This is a genomic window from Alcanivorax sp. 1008 (genome assembly GCF_020667895.1).
Taxonomy (GTDB): domain Bacteria; phylum Pseudomonadota; class Gammaproteobacteria; order Pseudomonadales; family Alcanivoracaceae; genus PGZG01.
This window is the reverse complement of record NZ_JAFMPS010000001.1, coordinates 395,834-419,274: the sequence shown is the minus strand read 5'-3', so window position 1 is coordinate 419,274 and position 23,441 is coordinate 395,834. Positions and strand designations below refer to the sequence as shown.

23 protein-coding genes are annotated in these 23,441 nt (G+C 56.0%); 5 read left to right on the top strand and 18 right to left on the bottom strand.

The annotated features are described in order from the left end of the window. Nucleotides 1–29: 29 nt before the first annotated feature. The 4 genes from J1C54_RS01995 to J1C54_RS01980 all read right to left on the bottom strand — a co-directional run bounded on the left by J1C54_RS01995 (nucleotide 30) and on the right by J1C54_RS01980 (nucleotide 4,287). On the bottom strand, nucleotides 30–1,028 hold the full coding sequence (locus J1C54_RS01995; protein WP_229144154.1) for a cytochrome d ubiquinol oxidase subunit II: 999 nt from the start codon (nucleotides 1,026–1,028) through the stop codon (nucleotides 30–32). Continuing rightward, entirely contained in the window at nucleotides 1,028–2,398 is a 1,371-nt protein-coding gene (locus J1C54_RS01990) for a cytochrome ubiquinol oxidase subunit I (protein WP_229144153.1), read from the bottom strand. Before J1C54_RS01990 ends, J1C54_RS01995 begins: the two co-directional genes overlap by 1 nt. Before the next feature lie 289 nt (nucleotides 2,399–2,687). Continuing rightward, entirely contained in the window at nucleotides 2,688–3,110 is a 423-nt protein-coding gene (locus J1C54_RS01985) for a hypothetical protein (protein WP_229144152.1), read from the bottom strand. A 148-nt stretch (nucleotides 3,111–3,258) separates the two neighbouring features. Next, nucleotides 3,259–4,287, bottom strand: a complete 1,029-nt coding sequence (locus J1C54_RS01980; protein WP_229144151.1) for an AraC family transcriptional regulator — start codon at nucleotides 4,285–4,287, stop codon at nucleotides 3,259–3,261. Nucleotides 4,288–4,416: 129 nt separating this feature from the next. Between J1C54_RS01980 and J1C54_RS01975 the strand changes: the two genes are divergently transcribed. Continuing rightward, complete coding sequence (locus tag J1C54_RS01975) at nucleotides 4,417–4,848, top strand: SRPBCC family protein (protein ID WP_229144150.1); 432 nt, start codon at nucleotides 4,417–4,419, stop codon at nucleotides 4,846–4,848. 68 nt (nucleotides 4,849–4,916) lie between these two features. Further along, complete coding sequence (locus J1C54_RS01970; RefSeq protein WP_229144149.1) at nucleotides 4,917–7,487, top strand: RND family transporter; 2,571 nt, start codon at nucleotides 4,917–4,919, stop codon at nucleotides 7,485–7,487. Between the two features lie 133 nt (nucleotides 7,488–7,620). On the opposite strand, the gene J1C54_RS01965 is transcribed toward J1C54_RS01970, so the two are convergent. From J1C54_RS01965 to J1C54_RS01900, 14 genes are all read right to left on the bottom strand, one after another. After that, nucleotides 7,621–8,523, bottom strand: coding sequence for a cation diffusion facilitator family transporter (locus J1C54_RS01965; RefSeq protein WP_229144148.1), 903 nt, complete (start codon nucleotides 8,521–8,523; stop codon nucleotides 7,621–7,623). Further along, nucleotides 8,523–9,278, bottom strand: coding sequence for a peptidoglycan DD-metalloendopeptidase family protein (locus tag J1C54_RS01960; protein ID WP_229144147.1), 756 nt, complete (start codon nucleotides 9,276–9,278; stop codon nucleotides 8,523–8,525). Before J1C54_RS01960 ends, J1C54_RS01965 begins: the two co-directional genes overlap by 1 nt. A gap of 49 nt (nucleotides 9,279–9,327) precedes the next feature. Further along, a complete protein-coding gene (locus J1C54_RS01955) occupies nucleotides 9,328–10,221 on the bottom strand; it encodes a DUF368 domain-containing protein (protein WP_229144146.1) in 894 nt (297 codons plus the stop codon). After that, nucleotides 10,218–10,889 carry a protein-L-isoaspartate(D-aspartate) O-methyltransferase gene (locus tag J1C54_RS01950; protein WP_229144145.1) on the bottom strand — a complete coding sequence of 224 codons (672 nt, stop codon included), beginning with the start codon at nucleotides 10,887–10,889 and terminating at the stop codon, nucleotides 10,218–10,220. Before J1C54_RS01950 ends, J1C54_RS01955 begins: the two co-directional genes overlap by 4 nt. A gap of 51 nt (nucleotides 10,890–10,940) precedes the next feature. Next, nucleotides 10,941–11,690 carry a 5'/3'-nucleotidase SurE gene (surE, locus tag J1C54_RS01945; protein ID WP_229144144.1) on the bottom strand — a complete coding sequence of 250 codons (750 nt, stop codon included), beginning with the start codon at nucleotides 11,688–11,690 and terminating at the stop codon, nucleotides 10,941–10,943. Continuing rightward, complete coding sequence (gene truD / locus J1C54_RS01940; protein ID WP_229144143.1) at nucleotides 11,668–12,675, bottom strand: tRNA pseudouridine(13) synthase TruD; 1,008 nt, start codon at nucleotides 12,673–12,675, stop codon at nucleotides 11,668–11,670. The genes surE and truD overlap by 23 nt, the downstream gene beginning before the upstream one ends. After that, nucleotides 12,668–13,144, bottom strand: coding sequence for a 2-C-methyl-D-erythritol 2,4-cyclodiphosphate synthase (gene ispF, locus J1C54_RS01935; RefSeq protein ID WP_229144332.1), 477 nt, complete (start codon nucleotides 13,142–13,144; stop codon nucleotides 12,668–12,670). Before ispF ends, truD begins: the two co-directional genes overlap by 8 nt. A 2-nt stretch (nucleotides 13,145–13,146) precedes the next feature. Further along, nucleotides 13,147–13,860: a 2-C-methyl-D-erythritol 4-phosphate cytidylyltransferase gene (gene ispD / locus J1C54_RS01930; RefSeq protein ID WP_229144142.1), complete on the bottom strand. Its 714-nt coding sequence runs from the start codon at nucleotides 13,858–13,860 to the stop codon at nucleotides 13,147–13,149. Beyond that, the gene (locus J1C54_RS01925) at nucleotides 13,844–14,155 is read right to left on the bottom strand and encodes a septum formation initiator family protein (RefSeq protein WP_304504396.1); all 312 of its coding nucleotides are present in this window, start codon (nucleotides 14,153–14,155) and stop codon (nucleotides 13,844–13,846) included. Before J1C54_RS01925 ends, ispD begins: the two co-directional genes overlap by 17 nt. 36 nt (nucleotides 14,156–14,191) lie before the next feature. Then, nucleotides 14,192–15,484 carry a phosphopyruvate hydratase gene (eno, locus tag J1C54_RS01920; RefSeq protein ID WP_229144140.1) on the bottom strand — a complete coding sequence of 431 codons (1,293 nt, stop codon included), beginning with the start codon at nucleotides 15,482–15,484 and terminating at the stop codon, nucleotides 14,192–14,194. 24 nt (nucleotides 15,485–15,508) lie between these two features. After that, complete coding sequence (kdsA, locus tag J1C54_RS01915) at nucleotides 15,509–16,357, bottom strand: 3-deoxy-8-phosphooctulonate synthase (RefSeq protein WP_370635597.1); 849 nt, start codon at nucleotides 16,355–16,357, stop codon at nucleotides 15,509–15,511. Next, on the bottom strand, nucleotides 16,350–17,978 hold the full coding sequence (locus J1C54_RS01910; RefSeq protein WP_229144139.1) for a CTP synthase: 1,629 nt from the start codon (nucleotides 17,976–17,978) through the stop codon (nucleotides 16,350–16,352). Before J1C54_RS01910 ends, kdsA begins: the two co-directional genes overlap by 8 nt. Before the next feature lie 110 nt (nucleotides 17,979–18,088). Continuing rightward, nucleotides 18,089–19,393, bottom strand: a complete 1,305-nt coding sequence (gene tilS / locus J1C54_RS01905; protein WP_229144138.1) for a tRNA lysidine(34) synthetase TilS — start codon at nucleotides 19,391–19,393, stop codon at nucleotides 18,089–18,091. A 44-nt stretch (nucleotides 19,394–19,437) separates the two neighbouring features. Further along, nucleotides 19,438–20,409 carry an acetyl-CoA carboxylase carboxyltransferase subunit alpha gene (locus J1C54_RS01900; RefSeq protein WP_229144137.1) on the bottom strand — a complete coding sequence of 324 codons (972 nt, stop codon included), beginning with the start codon at nucleotides 20,407–20,409 and terminating at the stop codon, nucleotides 19,438–19,440. A gap of 200 nt (nucleotides 20,410–20,609) precedes the next feature. Here J1C54_RS01900 and J1C54_RS01895 point away from each other — a divergent pair, with 200 nt between their 5' ends. The 3 genes from J1C54_RS01895 to J1C54_RS01885 are packed head-to-tail and all read left to right on the top strand — an operon-like array spanning nucleotide 20,610 to nucleotide 23,428. Further along, complete coding sequence (locus tag J1C54_RS01895; RefSeq protein ID WP_229144136.1) at nucleotides 20,610–20,981, top strand: GtrA family protein; 372 nt, start codon at nucleotides 20,610–20,612, stop codon at nucleotides 20,979–20,981. Beyond that, complete coding sequence (locus J1C54_RS01890) at nucleotides 20,974–21,981, top strand: glycosyltransferase family 2 protein (protein WP_229144135.1); 1,008 nt, start codon at nucleotides 20,974–20,976, stop codon at nucleotides 21,979–21,981. Before J1C54_RS01895 ends, J1C54_RS01890 begins: the two co-directional genes overlap by 8 nt. Then, entirely contained in the window at nucleotides 21,965–23,428 is a 1,464-nt protein-coding gene (locus J1C54_RS01885; protein ID WP_229144134.1) for a glycosyltransferase family 39 protein, read from the top strand. The genes J1C54_RS01890 and J1C54_RS01885 overlap by 17 nt, the downstream gene beginning before the upstream one ends. Nucleotides 23,429–23,441 lie beyond the last annotated feature (13 nt).

Here is a 23,441-nt window from a genome sequence, read left to right as displayed (position 1 = left end):
AGACCTCAGCTGAAGTTGCCAGCAAGTGGTCAGTCGTAACTCAGCGCCGTCGCCTTGCCGCGAAACACCCGATAGATAAAGAACGTGTAGCCAAGAATCGCCGGCAAGGTAATCACCGTGCCCCAGAAAATAAACAGCAGCGATTCGGTGGCTGCCGCCGCCTCCCACAGATCCAGACGACCGATAATAATTTCCGGGAACAGGCTGTAGCCCAAACCGATACTGGCCATCACGCAGATCACTGTGAGTGCGGCAAAAATCAACCAGCCATAACCACTGCGCAAAATCACCGGGCTATTGAACAGCCACACCAAGCCCGCATACGCCGTAGCAGTAATCAGCGGAATCGGCAGCAGGCCGATGGCATTGGGCAGGGTGAACCATTTATCGGCAATTACGCTGCTAACCAGCGGCGTTGCTACCGATACCAGAAGCAGACACAGGCCCATCGGCAGCAGAGCATTACGGCCCCAGCGAATCGCCTTCTCAAACAAGACGCCGTCAGTCTTGATCAATAGCCAGGCGGAACCCAGCAGCACATACAGCGCCGGCAGCGTCACGGCGATCAAGGCAGAGAACAGCAGCCCGGTGGTGTCGTCGCGCAGGCCGGTGATATAGGCACCAAGCATCCAGCCCTGTGCCGCAGAAGCAATCAGCGAACCGGCAGCAAACAACGCATTCCACATACCCTTGCGTGCATCACCGGCCTTGACCCGAAAATCGAACGCCACACCGCGCAGAATCAACCCCATCAGCATGATGGTCACCGGCAGATACAGCGCCGTCAGAACAATGCCGTGGGCTTGCGGAAAAGCAATCAGCAGAATGCCGACACCGAGCACGATCCAGGTTTCATTGGCATCCCAGAACGGGCCGATGGAACCGATCATCAGATCCTTTTCATCATCACTGGCAAACGGCAGCAAAACGCCGATACCAAGATCGTAACCATCGAGCAGCACATAAATCAGCAGCGCGAGGCCCATGGCCCCGGCAAAAAACAGCGGCAACCAGAATGACAGATCCATCACGCACCCTCCTCTTCCGCTTTGTGAAAACGCTGCGCCTGTGGCAACAGGGACAACGAGCGCGCCGGCTTGGTGGCGAGATAACGCAGCGCCGCGATATAGGATATCAGCAGAAAAATATACAAACCGACGTATCCGAGCAGCGTGCCCATCAGGGTGGCAGCAGCATGATCTGCCACCACTTCCGAGGTACGCAGCAGGCCGTTGACGACCCACGGCTGGCGACCGATCTCGGTGACATACCAGCCGGCCAGCACCGCGATCCAGCCGGAGAAGGTCATCGCTGATAACGCCCGCATCAACCACGGATGTTCGCCGCGACTTTCCTGTGGCTGCCGGAATAACACAAAGCTGGCCCACCAACCAACCAGCACCATCAGCACACCGATACCGACCATCACCCGGAACGCCCAGAACACCGGCGCCACTGGCGGCGTGGTGCCCTCAAACTCGTTCAGGCCTTTCACTTCGCCGTCCCACTCATGGGTGAGGATCAGGCTGGCCAGCTTCGGCACCTTAATGGCGAAGTGCGTAGTCTTTGCTTCCTCATCGGGAAAACCAAACAGCGTCAGCGGCGCGCCGTTTTCCGTTTCCCAGATGCCCTCCATCGCCGCCACCTTGGCCGGCTGATGCTCAAGTGTGTTCAGGCCATGCAAGTCACCGATCCAGATCTGCAGCGGCGCCAGCAGCGTAGCCATGGCCGCGCCGGTGCGCATCACCCGCCAGGTGGCCGGGCCATCCACCTGCTTCAACGCCCGCCAGGCACTGATGCCCATAATCAGAAACGCCGCCGTGAGCAGCGAAGCATTAAGCATATGAAAGAAGCGATACGGGAAGGACGGGTTGAAGATTACTTCCCACCAGCTCTCAACAAAGAACACGCCGTCCTCGATCCGATAACCGGCCGGGGTCTGCATCCACGAATTCAGACTCAGAATCCAGAAAGCCGAGAATGTCGTACCAATCGCCACCAGCGCCGTGGCAATCAGATGCATGCGGTTCGACACCCGCTCCTTGCCAAACAGCATGATGCCGAGGAACGAGGCCTCCAGAAAAAACGCCGTCAGCACCTCATAGCCAAGCAGCGGCCCGGCAATATTCCCGGCCCGTTCCATAAACCCGGGCCAGTTGGTGCCAAACTGGAAACTCATGGTGATGCCGGACACCACTCCCAGCGCAAAGCTCAGGGCAAAGATCTTCACCCAGAACGAATAGGCATATTCCCAAGCCTTGTCCCCGGACAGGGTAAAGCGCACCCGGAAATACAGCAGGATCCAGCACAAACCGATGGTGATGGTGGGAAACAGGATATGAAAACTGATATTGGCGGCGAACTGCATCCGCGCCAGCATAAACGGATCAAGTTCCATGGCGGACAGTCCTCCGGGGGGCATCTAGGGCGGGAGGGATAATAGCATATGGCGACAGACATCCGATGCGGCAGAATGCCCGCGGCCAGCCTGAGAAGTCACGCACCACGATGCCTCGCGCAAGGCTGGGCAGCGCCACGGAAACACCCACTACCGACAGCTAGAGCCCTGAGGAATATCCCCGCTCGCCGAATGCGTTCGTGCAGATCTTCTTTAACCCGCATTATCCACAACATGGTACTCAAGCCGCCAGCTACCGCTCCTTCAGAAATCACCAGGGAGCATATTATTAGTAATCAACTGGGCCAATGAGGTGAAAATAGTGATCATCTGCAACCCCGAAAAAGTCATACTGCATCCGACCAATCTCAATACCGGCTACCGGCTGTTGCTCAGGAGCCTTATCAGATAAACAATAATTTACACCACTCAAAAATCCCTTTTTATTAGAAATAACCTTCTCGCGAACATCAATAACTTCGCCGAACCCCCTCAACACCAACACGTATGAAATGCAAAACACAACATCTCGAACCCTCTTTGGAGATAGTTCATCCAAATCATTCTCATAGACACGAAACTCAACGGGTAAAATTCTTTTTTCCACGATTTCGCGATGGATAAAACTCCAAGTTTCATCCGCCAACACTAAACCGGAAGAAAATACCCAGAGACAAATAGTCATCGCTGATTGCATTGAAGTCTTGAGCATTGCGATCTCCTCTTGCTTTGGTTGCCATGGAGTCTCACCGCCAAGGCAGCCACCCTATATTAATTCAGCCCGGCGCATCAGCAACCATCCAGGCAGGCAGGCAGGACAATCAATATGCCGAAAACCACTTGAGGCCAATGCTTGCCTTTCATAGTAAATGCCTCCGACCCTGCTGTCGGCGTCGATATTCCCCCGGCGCACACCCCTCCCAGCGTTTGAACGCATGATAGAAGTTAGCCACATCAGCAAAGCCAAGTTGTTCAGCAATCAACGCAAATGGAATTTCATGCTGACTAAGTAATTCACAGGCGCGCTGGTGTCGAACCCGTTCTCGCAGCTCGACAAAACGCACCTTTTCATCGGCAAGATGGCGCTGCAAGGTGCGTGGCGTCATGTTCAGTGCTGCCGCAATCGACTCAATGCCCGCCTCTGGCTGGCCCAGGCGTTGCTCCAGCAGACTCTGCACTCTACCGACCAGACCACTAGCTCGGGACAGGCTGGCCAACTGCTGCTCTGCCAGCCGGCGCAAACGCTGATGATATTTTGGATAGGCGGTGGCAAGCGGCACTTGCAGCGCAGCGGGATCCATCTCCATCTCGTTGCGCCAGTGATCGAAGGTCAGCGGCGCGGCAAAGAATTCCTGATACTGGTCCAGCTCCGGCGGCTGCGGGTGACGAAGGCGAACCGCGCGGATGGCCAGATCCCCTCCCGTCAACGACCGGCCAATAGCCACCATGGTGGCAACCACCAGCTCATTGTGGGTGCGGGTGCGGGTAAACTTGAGGCTTTCATCTGAACTCACTGCCAACAGACAGCGCTGCTTATCACTGGTCAGTTCGAAGGTCAGATAGGGCACCAGCAAGTTTTTAAACAGCAACAGGCAATGGATGGCCTGCTCCAGCGTGTCACTGGTGGCCATCAGATTACCCAGCAGATCCATATTGCCGTAGTGACTATCGCGACCCACGGTGAGGCCAAAGCAGGGATCCTCCGCTTGGGCGAAGGCACTACTAAGCAGGTCATCAAGCTGCTCAATGCGGATAAAGTGCTCCGCAGAGCCCACCGCATCGGCATCAATGCCAGCCTGCTCAAATAGCGCCTGTATATTCAGCCGCCCCTTCAGGGCGATTTCCAGTAAGCCCGGCAATATGGATGCCGGCAGCAGGATATCGGTCATCAGCACTTCCTGACTGCAGTATGGCGTCAACATACGGTGAAGCTGCACACAGGTAAATGACCCATGGGGACTGGCCCCGGTGGCCACCTACCGCTACCCTTGGCCGGTCATGAACCGGAGTCATCTTCCATGCTGAAACGTTACTACACTGATCTTGTTACGGAGGCGCCCGTGTCGGCGCGTCAAGCCTATCGCTTCTTCTGCAATATCGACGATTGGGCCGACTGGTCCGGCGCCATCGACAAAGCCAGATTATTCGGCGGGGAGTGGCGTAAGGGTTCGTTCCTGATGTTCGCACCGAAGGTCGATAACCTGCCAGCACCACCGCTGGTTGTGCGTCTGCTTGACGTCCAGCCAGAGCGCAGCATCACCTGGGGCCTGGAGCTACCCGGCGCCAGCATCAAACATCGTTTCTCGTTCATCCCGGTTGGCGACGACCAGTGCCGGATTCACCATGAAGAATGGTCTGAAGGCCTCATGACCCTGCTGGTCTGGCCTGCAGCGGGCCTGATTCGCCGCTTCAACGACCGCTTCGCCCGCGAACTGGCGGCCATGTTCTAAGCCCATGGGCGGAGGCCCACTCCGCCCTTCTCTCCTCCTGACACCCGCCTACCGCCACGGAGTGCTTGATGCTGTCTCATCGTCTATTTGGTCTCTACCAGCGCTGGGTGCTGAACCATCCAAAGATCTGGCTTGTGCTGCTGGTACTGATCAGTGTTGCAGCCGCTTTTCAGGTGCGCCACTTTCGTCTGGATGCTTCAGCGGACTCCCTGGTACTGGAGCACGACAAGGCGCTGGAATTCTATCGGGAAATATCAAAGCGCTATGGCGGCAGTGATTTTCTGATTGTCACCTATACACCGAAGAATCAGCCCCTATTCGCCCGTCAGACCCTCGACGATCTCGACAGCCTGCATCACAAGCTCTCTGCAGTGGACCGGGTAAAGGCGGTGTACTCCGTGCTGGATGTGCCGCTGCTATTTAGCCCGGCGGTGAAGTTTTCCGAACTGGCCAACAACTATCGCACCCTGCGCGATGACGGCGTTGACCTGTCTCTGGCTGAAAAGGAGTTCGTTAGCGAAAACCCAGCCTATCGCGACATGTTGGTCAGCCGCGATGCGCGCACCACCGCCCTGCTGGTGAGCTTCGAAAGGGATCAGCGCTATTTCGATCTGCTCTACCAGCGCAACGATCTAAGCCTGCTGGAGGAGCGTGGCGAACTGGATAAAAGCGGCCAGCAGAAGCTGGCTGAGTTACGCCGCCAGTTCAGTGATTACAGCGCGGCCCAACAAAAACGCACCGCTAAAAGTATCGCCACCTTCCGCTCCATTCTGGACGGCCATCGTGATCAGGCCGACCTGTTTCTCGGTGGCGTACCGATGATTACCACCGACATGGTTCAGTTTATCCGTAATGACCTGAGCACCTTTGGTGTGGGTGTGCTGCTGTTTATTTTGCTCAGCCTGCTAATCATTTTCCGCCAGCCACGCTGGGCCGCCATCTCACTGGCCTGCTGTGGTCTTGCCAGTCTTTGGCTGACCGGCCTGCTCAGCACCCTCGACTGGAAAGTAACCGTGATCAGCTCGAACTACATTTCCTTGCTGCTGATCATCACCATGTCGATCACCATCCATCTGATTGTGCGCTACCGGGAGTTTCAGCAAAGTAATCCACTGGCTGAGCCCCGCTGGCTGGTACAACAGACCACCCTGCATATGATGCGCCCTTCCGTATACATGATTCTGACCACCATGGTCGGCTTTGCGTCGCTGGTGATCAGCGATATTCGCCCGGTGATGGATTTCGGCTGGATGATGACCTTTGGCATCGGCATGGCATTGCTGATCTGTTATCTGCTGATGCCGGTACTGTTGACCTTGCTGCCGGCTGGTAAAACGGATCATTCCCACGACTACACGCGCAACATGACTTTATGGTTGGCAGGGATCACCGCCCGCTTCCGCCTGCCAGTACTGATAGTGGCGATGCTGGTGCTGGTGGGGTCGGCCGTTGGCATTAGCCGGCTTACCGTTGAGAATCGCTTTATTGATTACTTTCACGATGATACCGAGATCCATCAGGGCATGCTGCTTATTGATCGCAAGCTGGGCGGCACCACCCCTCTGGATATCATTATTGATGCACCCGCATCAGCGTCAGAAAGCACACCGATGGAGCAGGATCCGTTTGCAGATCCGTTTGCTGATCCGTTCGCCGACGCCGGCCCGGCAGCACCGGCAGATCCATTTGACGACCCCTTTGCAGACCCCTTTGCAGACCCGTCACCCAGCGCGAGCACCGGTCAGGATCTTAGCAATGCCTACTGGTTTACCCCGCAACGGCTGAAGGAACTCACCGAAATACAGCAGTGGCTTTCCGCCTTTCCGGAAACGGGTAAGGTGCTGTCGCTGGCAACGACCTACGAAACCGCAGAGAAACTTAACGGCGGGCCACTCAGTTATGTCCAGCTAATGCTGCTATCCAGCTTCGTGCCAGAAAATCTGCGCAGCCAGCTGATCAAGCCCTATCTGTCAGCCGACGGCAATCAATTACGCATCTCCATTCGGGTAATCGATTCTGACCCCACACTACAGCGCAATGAGCTGATCGAGCGAATCGGCACTGGGCTGATAGAGAAGTTTGACCTGACCCCGGAGCAGGTCACCCTGACCGGTGCGCTGGTGATGTACAACAACATGCTGCAGAGCCTGTTCAACTCGCAGATCAAAACCCTGGGGCTGGTTTTTGCGGCGATCTTCGTCATGCTGGTGCTGCTGTTTAGAAAGCCGCTACTGGCCGCCATCGCGTTGGTGCCGAGCCTGCTAAGTGCCGGTGCGGTACTGGGATTGATGGGCTGGATCGGCTTGCCGCTGGATTTGATGACCATCACCATCGCCGCCATTACGGTGGGCATTGCGGTGGATGATTCGATTCATTACATCCATCGCTTTGGCGAAGAGTTGCCACAGGATCAAAACTATATTGAGGCGATGAAGCGCAGTCACAGTTCCATCGGCCGAGCCATGTACTACACCTCAATCACCATCATTGCCGGCTTCTCGATTCTGACCCTGTCGAATTTCGTGCCCACGGCCTACTTCGGCCTCCTGACCGGCTTCTCCATGGCGGTTGCACTGCTGTGCAATCTGACCGTGCTACCGGCATTGCTAACTACCTTGAAGCCGCAGCTACCAGAGTAATACCCGACATTGCCTCTCCCCTGCCCCTCACCCGGCTCGGTGTCTCCCTTAGGCGTGAACGCCGCCCGGGCACGGTGGTTAAGCTGGCAAGTTTGGTTTTGATTCAAAAAAATCGCAACTTAAGAAGCCGCTTCTACAGAGGACCCTGCAGAGGCACCTTCGGCGACACCCTAACCGGATCCTGATGAATCAGAACATCGGCTTCAGGGAAGTGCTCGTGAATGCGACGCTCAATACTTTCGACCAAATCATGGGCATCACGCAGCGTCAAATTTTCATCCATATCCACATGCATCTGAATAAAACAGGTGCGCCCGGACTCGCGAGTACGTAACTGGTGGAAGCCCAACGCCAGAGGATGCTCAGCCACGATACTGGCAATTACCTGCCGCACATCCGCGGACATTTCCCGATCAAGCAATAACTGAGAGGAATGATGTCCGACCTGCCAGGCCGCGCGCAGTACATACAAACCAATCAGCACACCCGCCAGACCATCAAGCCAAAGCAGACCAAAACTGGCACCAATCAATGCCAACAAAATGCCGCCGTTCATAGCCAGATCAGAAAGATAGTGCAGTGAGTCCGCTTCCACCGCCGTGGAACCAGTCCGCTTAACCGTATAACTCTGCAAGCGCAGCAGTGCCAGCGTCACTACAATGGAAAAAACCATCACCCCAACTGCCAACGTAGTCGCTTCCAGCGGCTGCGGAGAAAGCAGCCTGCCGACCGACTCGTTGAGCAAAAACAGTGCCGACAGTGTGATCAGCACAGCCTGTCCAAGCCCTGCCAAGGCCTCAGCCTTACCGTGACCGAAACGGTGCTCCGCATCTGCCGGAACCAGTGAATAGCGAATCGCTAGCAGGTTGACCAGGGATGCCGCTGCATCCATCAGCGAGTCGACCAGCGAGGCCAGCATGGCCACGGAATCTGACAGATACCAGGCCACCAACTTGACACTGATCAGCAACACAGCCGTCAGCACGGAAGCAACGCCAGTGAGCAGCATCAAGCGAGAATCAGATAGGTTTTTCATCAGCGTTTTGGCAACAAAGTCAAAGGATCTACCGGATTACCGTCACGGCGGATCTCGAAGTGTAACTGAGTTCTGAAGGTTCCGCTGTCTCCCATACTGGCAATCCTTTGACCGGCGCTCACCTTTGCCCCCTCGGCAACCAACATAGTGTCGTTGTGCGCATAGGCGCTCAACCAGCGATTATCATGTTTGATGATCAGCAAATTGCCATACCCTGTCAGGCCACTGCCCCGATAAACCACCACCCCGGCGGCGGCGGCTCGCACCGGATCACCTTTGCTACCGGCGATAACAATGCCTTTTGCGGAAACCGAGCCAGCTACGAAACGGTTCAATAGACTGCCATTTGCTGGCCACTGCCAGGCGATCACCCCTGCAGATGCGGGCACCGATGGCCGGGAAGCCGGAGGCTGTGCAGATGGTGGTGCCGCTGCAGGCCTGCTGGTGGATGGCTTGGTTGCCAGAGGTCTGCTTGGCTGGGCGGGAGGCCTTGCCACCGCACCATCCAAACGGATCTGCTGGCCCGGGTAAATTGTGTAGGGTGGCTTGATATTATTGGCCGCCGCCAACTGACGGAAATCCTTGCCATGTCGCCAGGCAATTGAATAGAGAGTGTCACCACGGCCGACAATATGCACGCCACGACTGGCACCAACACCAGCAGAGCCTGAGTTATAGCGATCCAACACCGGTACATGGCTGCTGTTGCCACAAGCAACCAGCCATAACAGCGGCATCAGCAACAGCAATCTCAACAGGCTTTCCTCCGCAATCCGGGACCGGCGCCATGGAAAGTTGGCCACCTCAGTCGTTGCGATGATCAGCACGAAACAACACTACTACGACCAGCATACCGGCAAACAGTGCCATAAATGCCTGCGGCAACATGGCACTGCCCTGCTCAAGTGCGTACTGCGCCGGGGTAAGCCATTGCTCGCGGATGGCGCCCTCAGGAAGCACGCGCCATGGCCATAACTTGACCAGCGAACCAGCCATAAAACCGGCAAGAAGTGCCATCAAAGGGTCATGCCAACGCATCAGCATCCAGCGCAGCAGGTGAACGAAAGACAGCAGGCCAATTGCGCAGCCAGCGCAAAAAGCCCCGATACTCAGCCAATCGCCGCCGCGCACTGCGTTAAGCACCGGCACATACATGCCAAGCAGCAGTAAAATAAAGCTTCCCGAGATGCCCGGTAGAATCATGGCGCAGATTGCCAGCGCACCGGATAGCAGGAACACCAGAGGACTGAGGCTGATATTGCCCAACCCCGGTAGCACAGCAATGGCGGCTGCGGCACAGCATCCAAGGACAAAGGCCAAGCCCTCGCGCAGCTCTTTCTCCTTCAGTGAACGCCACACCGGGACAACACTAGCCGCAATAAGGCCACAAAAAAACGCCCATACGGGCACCGGATAGTTAGCCAACAGCCAGCCCATCACGCGAGCAAACAAAGCAATGCTGGACAAAATTCCGGCGAACAACGTCACGAGAAACGAGAAGTTGCCAGCCTGCCAAAAAGCGACAAAACCCTGCCGACGCCAGATCAACAGCAGACGCGGATGCATGGCTGCCAAGGAGCGAATCAGCTCTTCATAAATCCCGGTAATCAGCGCCAGCGTGCCACCTGAAACTCCGGGCACCACATCAGCAATACCCATGGCGATCCCTCGGGCATAAATTCCTGCCAATCGCTTCATTTCAGAATGCCACGCTGAAACGGTACAAAACGGACCATATCCAGCCGGGTCGTGGAAAACTCATTGCCCACACGATCCACCACCGTCAGCCACTGCTGGTCACGCTCTCCCACCGGCATCACCAGTCGACCACCATCCGCCAGCTGCTCAAGCAGCTCCTTGGGAATATCCGGACGACCACAGGCGGCAAGAATGCCGTCAAAAGGCGCTTCGCTTGTCCAGCCGTAACCGCCATCTGCATGCTTGAAATGAACCTTGGCAAAGCCCAGCGCCGCAATACGTTTACGAGCCTGATCCTGCAACGGCCGAATCCGCTCCATGGAGTAGACTTCGCCGCCGAACGCTGCCAGCACGGCCGTCTGATAGCCACACCCGGTACCGATCTCCAGAACCTTCTGGCGTGGCCCACTTTCCATCAGCAGCTCGGTCATACGCGCCACAACCCAGGGCTGGGATATGGTTTGCCCGTGACCGATGGGCAACGCCGTGTCGTCGTAGGCCTGATGAGCCAGCGCTTCATCGATAAAAAAATGACGCGGTGTTGAGCGCATCACGTCGATAACCGCCACATCGGTAATACCTGCTTCGCGCAGACGGCTCACCAGCCGCTCACGGGTGCGCGCCGAAGTCATGCCAATGCCATTGATATTGATTTCGCTGTCAGTCATTCGCCTTCTTTTTTCTTGTCTCAGGATTTTCTCTGGTTTGAGGAGCGCCTGTCAGAACCCCTTCAGCCAGGCATCCATGGTGGTAAAAGTATCATACCGGGTCATATCCGCATGCAGCGGAGTAATCGATACATGGTCATTAGCAATGGCATGGAAATCCGTGCCCTCACCCGAGTCCGCCGGATCCCCGGCCACGCCAATCCAGAAGGCACGGCGGCCACGCGGATCAATAGTCGGCTGCACATCAGAAGCACGTTGCCGATGACCCAATCGAGTCAGTCGAAAGCCGCGGATCTTCTCAATCGGCAGGTTGGGAATATTGACGTTCAGCACGGTGCGATCAGGGAGCGACAACGCCTCAAGACGGCTCAATACCTGATAGGCGATTTCCGCTGCATCGGCCCAGTAATCTGGCTGCCAACTGGTGACTGAAAAGGCCACTGCAGTATTCTTCAGAAAACGACCTTCCACTGCCGCAGCAAGGGTGCCGGAGTAAAGAGCATCATCACCCAAGTTGGCTCCGGCATTGATGCCACTTACCACCCGCTCAGGGTCCTCCGGCAACAAACCGTTGATGGCCAGATGAACACAATCTGTGGGAGTGCCATTAACCGCATAGCGGACGTCATCCACCTGCTCCACCCGTAGCGGCTTATCCAGCGTCAAGGCATTGGAATAACCGGAACGATTGCCGTCGGGCGCGACTACCACGAAGTCGGACAGACGCGATACAGCGCCCATCAGCGCCTTCAAACCTGGCGCATGAATCCCATCATCATTAGCGATCAGCCACATGCTCATTCCAATCCAGAAAATTAGCCAGTACGGTGGTAGCAAATGCACCGGCCGGCAAAGAGAACGACAGCCTCAGGGCATTACCTTCCAGCTGCCAGTAAAGATCAGTGACCGGCAAACGGGTGGACCGGCGAGCAGCCTCTACACCCTCCTTGGCCAGCGCCTCAATCAAAGCCTGATGAGGCTGCAAAACACGCAGCTCAAGTTCCGCACAGGCTGACGATGATGCCATGCCACCGGCACCGGGCAAAGGCGCCGTGGGATGCACCTCGCCGCTGGCAATACGCTGCGCTGCCTGCGGCTCATCTTCAGCCCGAAATAAACCGCGACTGCCTTCTGGCTGCAGCAGATCACCGTCAACAAGCTGATTCCATAACCCTAATCTGTGACGCTCGGCCAGCACTTCGTTAAATAGCTTGCTGCGCACTACCGACAACCACAGCCCACGCAAGGAAGATTTTCGCGGAGCCTCGCCCTCGCCATTCAGCCACGCTGCAGCACGACGAAAATTATTATCCTGATGACCAAATCGTTGCTCACCAAAATAATTGGGCACTCCATCACGACGAATCTGCTCAAGCTTCTCAGGCAGCGATTCCACCGCACCAGACAGCTCGCGCACAACGATGCTGAAGGCATTGCTACGATGGGTGCCACGATTGAGCTTGCGGCTATGGCGTACCGCCTGCAATAACTCAACGCCCGCAGGCAGCGCAGTCAGATCCGGGTCACTCTTGCCGGGCAGGTGCAGGCTAAACCACTGCTCGGTGACCGCATGACGATCCTTCAGGCCGCTATAGCCCACCGAGCGCACTGGCAGTCGCGCAAGTTTCGCCAGAGCCAACGCCAGATCCATGGTATTGACGCCGGTTTTACGTAGATGCAACCAAAGATGTTCACCACCTCCGCCGGGCTCGAAACCAAGTTGCTCACGAACCTGAAAGTCCTGCGGTGCTTGTCGCAAAATGCCCTGGCAGCAGACCTCAGTCATGACTCACCAGAAGCACCACAGCATTAACCGCAATGCCTTCCCCGCGGCCAGTGAAGCCGAGCTTCTCCGTGGTGGTTGCTTTAACCGAGATGCAGTCCGCTGACGTTTGCAGCAAAACCGCGATACGCTCGCGCATGGCACTCACATGAGGAGCGATCTTGGGCTGCTGGCAAATAATAGTGATATCTGCATTTCCCAGAGCGAACCCCAGCTCGCCCACCTTGCGATAAACTTCAAGCAGCAAGTCTGCGGAGTCGGCGCCCCGCCAGGCAGGGTCAGTATCTGGAAAAAAATGACCGATATCACCGAGCGCCAACGCTCCCAGCAATGCATCAGCCAGAGCGTGCAAAGCGACATCGCCATCGGAGTGGGCTTTCAGTCCCTTGTCGTGAGCAATGCGAATACCGCCAAGCATCAGGTGATCGCCTTCGCAGAAGGCATGGACATCAAATCCCTGACCAATGCGCATGGTCATGACAACCCTTCCTGACTTTGCCGATCAAGATAAAAAGCTGCCAACGGCAAGTCTGCCGGCACCGTAATCTTGATATTGTCCACATGCCCAGCCACCAATCTTGGCTGTACACCGGCGCGCTCCATGGCAGAGGCTTCATCCGTTATCTCGGCTCCAGTCGCCAAGGCCGACTGGAGAGCATCAAATAGCGGGTAGATCGGAAATAACTGCGGTGTCAGCGCGCGCCACAACTGCTGACGGGGCACCGTCGCCAGTATGCTGCCTTTATCGGCACGTTTGACCGTATCACTGATTGGCGTTGCCAGAATGGCCCCTTCATTTGCGCATTCACGAATAAGCATTTCGATATCGGACAGGCGCACACAGGGGCGAGCCATATCATGAACCAACACCCAGTCACGCTCGGATGCGGATTCCTTCAAAGCCATAAGCCCATTGAGCACAGAATGGGCACGAGTTTCCCCACCAAGTATCGACCGAATCCGTTTGCTATGAGCAATACCCAGCTGCGGCCACCACAGATCACTTGTCGACGTGGCGACAACGATCTGCTCGATTGGTGCAAACGACAGCAACCGGGATAGTGTGTGCTCCGCCACCGTGCGACCACGTAGCGTCAGATACTGCTTCGGCAGCGACGCTGCCATGCGCTCACCACTGCCAGCGGCAGGCACCAAAGCATACAGGCGTGCATCAACGGGCAGCGGCATCGTCTTCTCCGGTCTCTTCAATCATCAGGAAAAAAGTTTCACCGGCTCGGACCATGCCGAGATCACGACGGGCGATTTCTTCCACCGCATCAAGTCCGGATTTGAGATCATCCACATCAGCGGCCATTAGCCGGTTACGCTCAAACAGCAACTGATTTTCCGACTGCTTGGTGGCCACTGTCTGCTTCAGGCTAGCCACATGGCGCAAGCTGCCCTCTCCAGTCCACAGCCGCACCTGCAGACCAAGCAGTGCCAGTACCAGGATGGCAAGGACTACTTGTCTGCGCGGCGACATGGCCATGACACACCTTCCGGTTAGCAGCGACCAGGCTTATTTGAGGAAACGGAATTCCTTGCGGCCGTGATATGCGGCTCGGCCCAGTTCCTCTTCAATGCGGATCAAACGATTATATTTTGCCACCCGATCCGAGCGGCACAGGGAGCCAGTCTTGATCTGTCCGGCGGAGGTAGCTACGGCAAGATCAGCAATGGTGGTGTCGGCGGTTTCACCAGAACGATGGGAAATAACAGCGGTATAGCCCGCATCCTTCGCCATCTTGATGGCATCCAGAGTTTCCGACAGCGAACCAATCTGATTGAACTTGATGAGAATCGAATTGGCGATTCCTTCATTGATGCCGCGCTGCAAAATCCTGGTATTGGTAACAAACAGGTCATCACCTACCAACTGAACCTTTTGGCCCAGTCGATCTGTCAGAGTCTTCCAACCCGCCCAATCACTTTCATGCTGACCGTCTTCGATGGAGATAATCGGATAACGGTTGCACAACTCCGCCAGATAATCGACGAACTGCTCAGAACTCAGGCTGCGATTTTCGCCAGCCAGGACATACTTGCCATCGTGGTAGAACTCGGAAGCGGCGCAGTCCAGAGCCAGAGTAATTTCTTCTCCCAGCTTATAGCCGGTCAGACCGATCGCCTCGACAATAGCCTCCAGGGCAGCTTCATTAGAAGGCAGATCCGGGGCAAAGCCACCCTCATCACCTACCGCGGTGTTCAGGCCACGCTTTTTCAAAACGCTTTTTAGGGCATGGAACACTTCAGCACCGCAGCGAATCGCTTCAGCAATGCTAGGGGCGCCGACTGGCTGGATCATGAATTCCTGAATATCGACATTATTATCCGCATGCTCGCCACCGTTGATGATATTCATCATTGGCACCGGCAGGCTGTAAGCCTGATCGTCGTCCTGCATATCGGAAATATATTCGTACAGCGGCTTCTTTTGCTCAACAGCCGCGGCTTTGGCAGCCGCCAGGGAAACCGCCAGAATGGCGTTGGCACCAAGGCGGGATTTGCTTTCAGTGGCATCCAGATCAATCATGGCGTTATCCAGCGCGCGCTGATCGCAGCCTTCACGACCGAGAAGCAAATCGCGAATTTCTGAATTAACGTTACCTACTGCTTTCAACACCCCTTTACCCATATAGCGTGCTTTGTCGCCATCGCGCAGTTCCAACGCTTCGCGGGAACCCGTGGACGCTCCACTGGGTGCTGTTGCGCTACCGAAGGCGCCCGAGTCCAGAACAACATCCGCCTCAATGGTCGGATTGCCTCGTGAGTCAAGAATCTCACGGGCTTTGATGTCAACGATTTTCGACATGGGAATTCTCCGCGCTTACACAGCTTATTGGTTATCGAATGCGGGCAGCGATTTGACCAACTGATCAACCGCCTGCATCTGGGAAAGAAACTGCTCAAGACGATCCAGACGCAACGCGCAGGGACCATCACATTTTGCCCTGTCCGGGTCCGGGTGGGATTCAAGGAACAGGCCGGCAATACCCTGGGACATGCCAGCACGACCAAGGTCAGCCACCTGACTACGGCGGCCATCGGCGGAATCCGCTCTACCTCCTGGCTTCTGCAGGGCATGGGTTACATCAAAGAACAGCGGGTAGCCGAACTGCTTCATAACACCAAAGCCAAGCATGTCGACCACCAGATTGTTATAACCGAAGCTTGAGCCTCGCTCACACAGGATCAGCTGATCATTTCCGGCCTCTTCACACTTGTGCAGGATATGGCCCATTTCCTGAGGCGCCAGAAACTGAGGCTTCTTGATATTGATGATGCGACCTGTCTTTGCCATGGCCACCACAAGATCAGTTTGCCGAGCCAGGAAAGCCGGCAACTGCAACACATCAATCACCTCAGCAGCCGGCAATGCCTGAGCAGGCTCATGGATATCTGTGAGCAGGGTACAGCCAAAGGTACTTTTTATTTCCTGAAAGATTTTCAGGCCTTCATCCAGTCCCGGGCCGCGATAGGAACTCAAAGAGGAACGGTTTGCCTTGTCAAAACTGGCCTTGAAAACCCAGGGGATACCCAGCTTCTGAGTAACCTGTGCATAGTGCTCGGCCACTTGCATGGCCATATCCCGCGATTCGAGCACATTCATGCCACCAAACAGCACAAACGGCAGCTGGTTACCGATACGAATGTCGGCCAGCGAAATAATCTTCTGCTCAGCCACCTTTGCTCACCTTATGCTTCAAGGCTGCAGCCACATAACAGCTGAACAGACCGTGGCCATCGCGCGGCGTGGAGGTAAACTCCGGATGGAACTGACAGGCCAAAAACCAGGGATGATCTGCCACTTCCACAACCTCAACCAGATCATCATGCGAGCGGCCGGTAATTTTCAGGCCAGCGGCCTCAAGCCTGGGAAGATAATTGTTGTTGACCTCATAGCGATGGCGGTGGCGCTCAACAATTTTCGTACTACCGTAGCATTGCGCCGCCAGCGAGCCTTCCGTCAACAAACATTCCTGACTGCCAAGGCGCATGGTGCCACCCATATCTGATCCTTCGCTACGCTGCTCAACGCGGCCATCCTCGACCCACTCAGTGATCAGCGCCACCAGTGGCTCTGGCGTGCCGGGCCGCAACTCAGTGGAGTTTGCCCCTTCAATACCTGCCACATTGCGGGCGAATTCAATCACCGCCAATTGCATACCAAGGCAGATGCCAAGGTAAGGAATCTTGCTCTCACGGGCATAGCGGATTGCCGCAATCTTTCCTTCGGTGCCACGATCACCAAAACCACCCGGCACCAAAATAGCGTCAAGATGCGCCAGCCGACCGATGCCATCGCGCTCTATTACCTCGGAATCGATATATTCGATATTGACCTTGCTCTTGTGAGCGATACCAGCGTGGGTCAAGGCCTCGTTCAGGGACTTGTAGGCATCAACCAGATCAATATATTTGCCAACCATGCCGATGGTTACTTCACCCTGCGGATTAAGCTGTGCTTCCACCACCCGGTCCCACTCAGAAAGATCTGGCGCCGGGCGACTAAGTCCAAACTTCTCCAGCACAATGTCGTCCATGCCCTGCTCATGCAAGACTCGCGGCACCTGATAGATGGTTTGGCAATCTGGCGCTGAAAACACTGCGCGCGCTTCAACATTAGTAAACAGTGCGATTTTTTCTCGCGCACCGCGAGGGATTTCGTGATCGGAGCGGCACACCAACATATCCGGCTGCAGACCAATGGAGCGCAGCTCTTTGACTGAATGCTGAGTTGGCTTGGTCTTGATCTCACCAGCTGAGGCGATATAAGGCACCAGCGTCAGGTGCACCAGCTGAGAGCGATTGGAGCCGAGTTGCACACGCAACTGGCGCACTGCTTCCAGAAACGGCAGAGACTCGATGTCACCAGCAGTACCGCCGATTTCAACAATGGCCACATCAAAACCGGCGGCGCCCTCAAAGATTTTCAGCTTTATCTCGTCAGTAATATGGGGGATCACCTGAACGGTAGCCCCCAGATATTCACCACGGCGCTCCTTGTCGAGCACATCCTGATAGACACGCCCGGCGCTGAAGCTGTTTTTACGTGTCAAACGGGTACGGATAAAGCGCTCGTAATGACCCAGATCCAGATCGGTCTCGGCGCCGTCTTCGGTGACAAACACTTCGCCGTGTTGATAGGGACTCATGGTGCCAGGATCGACGTTGATATACGGATCCATCTTGATCAGCGTCACCTTGAGACCACGGGCCTCGAGCAAGGACGCGAGAGATGCGGAAGTAATACCCTTACCAAGGGATGAAACAACCCCGCCTGTGACAAAAATGAATCGTGTCATGCACACACCGGATGATAGAAATGGACTGCGAACCCCTGAAAAATCAAGGAAAAATCAGAAGGTTGCGCGACAACAGGACGGGAGGAAATGCTAACAGAAGCGCCCCGCTGTCACAATGCGGAATCCTCGATGAGCAGCCGAAAAGCTGTTTCCCCCGGGGACGGAGACCACCCGTCTGCCACCCCTATGGAGGCCACAGCAACCAGCTCATCACCGACAAAAAACAGGGGCAGGCGTTGCCGACGCCAGGGAGGAACCCCCGCAGAGCGCCATAATTCAGACACTTGCCGATGATGGCCGCGCAACAGGATACGCTCACCGCCACTGGCGGCACGCACCATCAGGCTCTGCCCGGCATCCCGTATCTCCAAACCCTCGCCATCTGTAACCCGGATATCTACCGGGCCAAGCCGCAGTAGCGGCTGACTCGCCGGCTGCCAAAGGGCACTGTCAGTCAAGGGTGCACGTTGACCCGGCGCCAGCAGCCAAAGCCGCTGTCGGTAGCGCACCAACTCACCATCATGCCAGACAACTTCAGGCTGACGGTCATCTGCGGCCATCACCATGTCGGAGTCGATACGGGCGATGTTGTCCGCCGAGGGGGGGCGCATGCCACGCTGGCGTAACCAGCCATACAGCAAGTTGCGCCTCCTCGCCGGGGACAGCTGACTCCACAAGGGCAATGACAGGCTATCCCGGTCACCATCACAAGCCACCAAATCTGCCGCCGCCAGCTCATCCAGCAACTGCGCCTGCTCAGCCAGCACCGACGCGGACATTGCAATATGGCGGACGCCATCCGGCCACCGCTGTGCCATTGCCGGCAACACCCGGTGACGAACAAAATTGCGGTCAAAATGGAGCTCATCGTTAGCCGGATCGTCGATCCAGCTGAGCTGCCACTGCTGCGCCACTGTTTCCAGCTGGCCCCGCGACCAGTCCAGCAAGGGGCGCAGGATATCCCGGCCCTGCCATGACTGCCTGGCGGCCATGGCCGCCAGACCACGCATGCCGGAGCTGCGCATCAGGCGCAGTAGCAGCGTTTCCGCCTGATCGTCACGATGATGAGCGAGTAGCAGCACATCGCCGTCCGCCAGGTAGGATAGCAGGGCCGCCCGCCGTGCCGTGCGAGCACGGGCCTCAAGATTACCCCCGGCAGCCAGCGCTACCCGCTGGGCAGCAAAAGCCACAGCACAGCGCTCGGCTTGCTGCTGGCAATGTTGCAGCCACTGGTCTGCGTCAGGGTGGATACCATGGTGGATATGAACGGCTAGCAGGCGCTCGCCAAGTCCGGCGCGGCACAGAGCCTGCAGCAACACCGATGAATCAAGGCCGCCGCTGAAACCCAATACCAGACGCCCTTGCACACTGGCCAGTTGATCAGCAAGAAAGACCGGAAGATCGTCAGCCTGCATGAATCTGCCCTGCCCTGATAACACGCCCAGTGCAAGGAGCCCGGTTATTCGGCGCCAGGCTTGCCTGCCACATTGCTGTAACCAGCCAGACGCTTGTAGCGCCGGGATACCAGCTCATCCGGCGCCAGACTACCAAGCTTATCAAGCTGGACCAGTAAACTCTGCCGCACCCGCTCAGCCATCTGGTCATAATCACGATGGGCACCACCAAGCGGTTCCGGTAACACCTCATCAACAATGCCCAGTTCGTGCAGACGACCGGCCGTCAGGCCCATGGCCTCCGCCGCGTCCGGCGCCTTATCCGCGCTGCGCCACAGGATAGAGGCACAGCCCTCCGGAGAAATAACTGAATAGGTGGAGTACTGCAGCATCTGCAGGTGGTCACACACGCCAATGGCCAGCGCACCACCAGAGCCGCCCTCACCCACCACCGTGGCAATAATCGGCACCCGCAGTCTCGACATAACCATCAGGTTACGGGCAATGGCCTCGCTCTGGCCTCGCTCTTCCGCATCGATACCGGGGAAGGCTCCGGGAGTATCAATAAATGTCACTATCGGCAGCCGGAAACGTTCTGCCATTTCCATCAAACGCAAAGCCTTGCGATACCCCTCAGGGCGAGGCATGCCAAAGTTACGTCGCACCTTCTCTTTTACTGACCGCCCCTTCTGATGGCCAATTACCATCACCGGACGCCCCTCGATTCGCGCAATGCCGGCAACAATGGCCGCGTCGTCGGCAAAAGTGCGATCACCGTGCAACTCATCAAAATCAGTAAACACCCGGCGCAGATAGTCCAGGGTATAAGGGCGATGCGGATGACGAGCCAGCTGGGAAATCTGCCAGGAAGTCAGATTTTTGAAAATGGACTCGGTCAGACCAATGCTTTTGTCCTGCAGACGGCGAATCTCTTCCGAGATATTGACCTCGCTGCCATTACCGACCAGCCGCAGCTCCTCGATCTTCGCCTCCAGCTCTGCGATAGGTTGCTCAAATTCGAGGAAATTCGGGTTCATTTGTCTGCCAGTTCCACTCGATAGCCTGAAAGTGGCCCAAGTGTAGCGGGGCCACGGCGGATCGTCACCCTTAGCACCCTGCTACAGCACCGGAATTGCATTGCAAACTGTAACCCCCGCCCATCTGCCGGGGTTAAGGCTTAGTTAAGACAGCAGGCGCAGGCTAGGCCAACTATCCACTCGGGGTTGCCACGCCAGCTATGTACACAGCCGCACTACGCTACTCACTTGTCGGCATCATGGCCACGTCTGTCCACTATGGCGTCCTCATCCTGCTGGTTGAGCAGATGCAGCAAACCGCCACCGTGGCCACTTGGTGGGGAAGCCTTGTTGGCGCCCTTGTTGCTTACACTGGCAACCGTATCTACACCTTTTCCAGCAAGGCATCCGCCTTGGTTACTCTGCCGCGTTTTCTGGCCGTCGCCGGCGTCGGAATGGCGATCAATACCTCTACCGTCTGGTGGCTAACGGAAACCGTCCAGATCTACTACTTGATCGCCCAGCTAATCGCCACCCTGACCGCCCTCGCATTAACCTTCGTCCTGAACCACTGGTGGACCTTCCATGAATAAAATGAATCTCTCCCTGGAAAAGCCCGCACTCTCCATTGTGGTACCCGTATTCAATGAGCAGGAAGTGCTGGCAATTTTTCACCAGCGCCTGACAGAATCTTTGGGATCGTTAAGAGATGACACTGAAATCATTTACATCAACGATGGCAGCCGTGATGCGAGCGCTAGAATTATCGAGGGCCTGCGTAACACCGACCCCAGAGTCGGCCATATAAGCCTTAGCCGTAACTTTGGCAAAGAAGCGGCCATGTCGGCAGGACTGGAAGCATCATGCGGGCAAGCCGTAATTATCATTGATGCTGACCTGCAGGACCCGCCTGAGCTTATTCCTTCCATGCTGAGCGCCTTCGAGCAGGGCGCAGACATTGTCAATATGCGGCGCCGCCATCGTCATGGCGAAACCTGGCTAAAAAAGAAAACAGCTGCCCACTTTTATCAGGTCATGGAGAAAATCGGTGAAGTTCCCATTCAACGTGACGTAGGTGACTTTCGCCTTCTAAGCAGGCGCGTAGTAGATGCGCTTAATGCCATGCCAGAGCGCAACCGTTTTATGAAGGGTCTTTTCTCATGGGTTGGCTACCATAATATCATCATCGAATATGACCGCGATCCGCGGGCGGCGGGAAGCAGCAAGTTTCATTATTGGAAGCTATGGAATTTTGCCATTGAAGGCATTACCTCGTTTTCCGTTATGCCGATAAAGCTGGCCTCCTATGCTGGCTTCGCCAGCGCGTTACTAGCTGTGCTACTAGGACTCTTCTTCCTGATAAAAACACTGTTCTTTGGCGACCCTGTTGATGGTTTCCCGACACTTATTCTCACCATTCTATTTATGGGTGGGCTACAGCTCATGGCCATCGGCATCATGGGCGAATACGTCGGCAGATTGTTTATCGAGAGCAAGCAGCGCCCTCTTTACCTTCTTGACTACTATCACCCTGCGCAAACTACCAGAGCCGTCAAAGCCGACCTCCGAGTGAATCATGCCGCAAGCAGATAAACACACAGGACAACTACAGGCCATTTGGGTTGCCATTGTCTTTCTGGCTCTTATCAGGCTTGTTTCAATTGGTCTTTACCCGTTGATGGAAACCACTGAAGCGCGCTATGGCGAAATGGGCAGGCTGATGCTGACCAGTGGCGACTGGATAACTCCATGGATTGACTACGGTGAACCCTTCTGGGGCAAGCCGCCGGCATCAGTGTGGGCCACCAGCACTGGCCTATCGTTGTTCGGCATCAACGAGTTTGGCGCCCGGTTTCCCCACTGGCTATTCGGCATTATTACTGCCGCTGGAACCTGGCACCTTGCTCGCCGACGCAGCGTGGAAGTGGCCACCATGGCCACCGCAATCCTGGGCTCATCCATGCTATTTCTGATTGCCAGCGGCGCGGTAATGACGGACATGCTGATGACCGTCGGCATAACCATGACCATGGCTGGATTCTGGCTGGCCATGGAACAATCCGGCCCTCGCCTTGGCGGATCATTCATGCTGTTTGTCGGGCTTGCTGTCGGCCTATTGGCCAAAGGCCCCGTTGCGGTGGTTCTGTGTGGGCTACCCCTGGGGCTTTGGACGCTTTGGAACGGCAAGCTGGTGCTTGTCTGGCAACGAATCCCATGGATACGCGGACTGCTTTTCACGCTACTGCTAAGCGTTCCCTGGTACTGGTTGGCGGAACAGCGCACGCCGGGTTTCCTTGAATACTTTCTGGTCGGCGAACACTGGAAGCGCTTTACCGTAAGCGGCTGGAGCGGTGACCTTTATGGCAAAGCCCATGACTTTCCACGGGGCAGTATCTGGCTGTTTGCTCTGGCAGCGTTCCTGCCATGGACATTCCTGATTCCCGCTGCCGTTTATCGCGGGCGCAACAAAAGCAAGCAGCAAATAAAATCTGATGACGCTCAAAATGCTCGTCTATGGAAGCGCTTTCTGCTCCTGTGGGCGCTTTCACCCATGCTGTTTTTTACCATGTCAGGCAATGTGCTGATCACCTATGTGCTGCCTGCAGCACCAGCCATTGCCCTTTTGGCCAGCGAGATGATGTCGCGAAGACTGCCTCACACACAATCTCTGAAAACTGTTCTTAGCGGAGTTATTTTTTCAAGCTTTGTGATGCTGTCTTCCCTGATCTATGTGGTGGTCAATGCTGACCAATTAAACTCGACGAAGATGCTGATAAGTTATTACAAATCCCAAGGAGACGTTTCCATACCTCTTTACTTCTATGGTGACCGTCGACAGTACTCCGCTAACTTTTATCTTCAACGCCCTGTGACTTACCTGCTAAACGAGGAAGAAATAGATCAGGTGGCAGCACAGAGGCCGATACAACTGGCAATTCAGCGCAGGCAATATAACCGGCTATCTGAAGAACGTCAGGCCAGCCTGAAAGTGCGAGCAGCAACTGGAGATTGGCTGTTATCCGGGGTCATTCCCAAGTAATGCCTGGCGGCAG

What these genes read in the sequence shown, in the direction of transcription:
- J1C54_RS01995 (WP_229144154.1), bottom strand. Translation starts at nt 1,028, where the DNA reads ATGGATCTGTCATTCTGGTTGCCGCTGTTTTTTGCCGGGGCCATGGGC.
- J1C54_RS01990 (WP_229144153.1), bottom strand. Translation starts at nt 2,398, where the DNA reads ATGGAACTTGATCCGTTTATGCTGGCGCGGATGCAGTTCGCCGCCAAT.
- J1C54_RS01985 (WP_229144152.1), bottom strand. Translation starts at nt 3,110, where the DNA reads ATGCTCAAGACTTCAATGCAATCAGCGATGACTATTTGTCTCTGGGTA.
- J1C54_RS01980 (WP_229144151.1), bottom strand. Translation starts at nt 4,287, where the DNA reads ATGACCGATATCCTGCTGCCGGCATCCATATTGCCGGGCTTACTGGAA.
- J1C54_RS01975 (WP_229144150.1), top strand. Translation starts at nt 4,417, where the DNA reads ATGCTGAAACGTTACTACACTGATCTTGTTACGGAGGCGCCCGTGTCG.
- J1C54_RS01970 (WP_229144149.1), top strand. Translation starts at nt 4,917, where the DNA reads ATGCTGTCTCATCGTCTATTTGGTCTCTACCAGCGCTGGGTGCTGAAC.
- J1C54_RS01965 (WP_229144148.1), bottom strand. Translation starts at nt 8,523, where the DNA reads ATGAAAAACCTATCTGATTCTCGCTTGATGCTGCTCACTGGCGTTGCT.
- J1C54_RS01955 (WP_229144146.1), bottom strand. Translation starts at nt 10,221, where the DNA reads ATGAAGCGATTGGCAGGAATTTATGCCCGAGGGATCGCCATGGGTATT.
- J1C54_RS01950 (WP_229144145.1), bottom strand. Translation starts at nt 10,889, where the DNA reads ATGACTGACAGCGAAATCAATATCAATGGCATTGGCATGACTTCGGCG.
- surE (WP_229144144.1), bottom strand. Translation starts at nt 11,690, where the DNA reads ATGAGCATGTGGCTGATCGCTAATGATGATGGGATTCATGCGCCAGGT.
- truD (WP_229144143.1), bottom strand. Translation starts at nt 12,675, where the DNA reads ATGACTGAGGTCTGCTGCCAGGGCATTTTGCGACAAGCACCGCAGGAC.
- ispF (WP_229144332.1), bottom strand. Translation starts at nt 13,144, where the DNA reads ATGCGCATTGGTCAGGGATTTGATGTCCATGCCTTCTGCGAAGGCGAT.
- ispD (WP_229144142.1), bottom strand. Translation starts at nt 13,860, where the DNA reads ATGCCGCTGCCCGTTGATGCACGCCTGTATGCTTTGGTGCCTGCCGCT.
- J1C54_RS01925 (WP_304504396.1), bottom strand. Translation starts at nt 14,155, where the DNA reads ATGTCGCCGCGCAGACAAGTAGTCCTTGCCATCCTGGTACTGGCACTG.
- eno (WP_229144140.1), bottom strand. Translation starts at nt 15,484, where the DNA reads ATGTCGAAAATCGTTGACATCAAAGCCCGTGAGATTCTTGACTCACGA.
- J1C54_RS01910 (WP_229144139.1), bottom strand. Translation starts at nt 17,978, where the DNA reads ATGACACGATTCATTTTTGTCACAGGCGGGGTTGTTTCATCCCTTGGT.
- tilS (WP_229144138.1), bottom strand. Translation starts at nt 19,393, where the DNA reads ATGCAGGCTGACGATCTTCCGGTCTTTCTTGCTGATCAACTGGCCAGT.
- J1C54_RS01900 (WP_229144137.1), bottom strand. Translation starts at nt 20,409, where the DNA reads ATGAACCCGAATTTCCTCGAATTTGAGCAACCTATCGCAGAGCTGGAG.
- J1C54_RS01895 (WP_229144136.1), top strand. Translation starts at nt 20,610, where the DNA reads ATGTACACAGCCGCACTACGCTACTCACTTGTCGGCATCATGGCCACG.
- J1C54_RS01890 (WP_229144135.1), top strand. Translation starts at nt 20,974, where the DNA reads ATGAATAAAATGAATCTCTCCCTGGAAAAGCCCGCACTCTCCATTGTG.
- J1C54_RS01885 (WP_229144134.1), top strand. Translation starts at nt 21,965, where the DNA reads ATGCCGCAAGCAGATAAACACACAGGACAACTACAGGCCATTTGGGTT.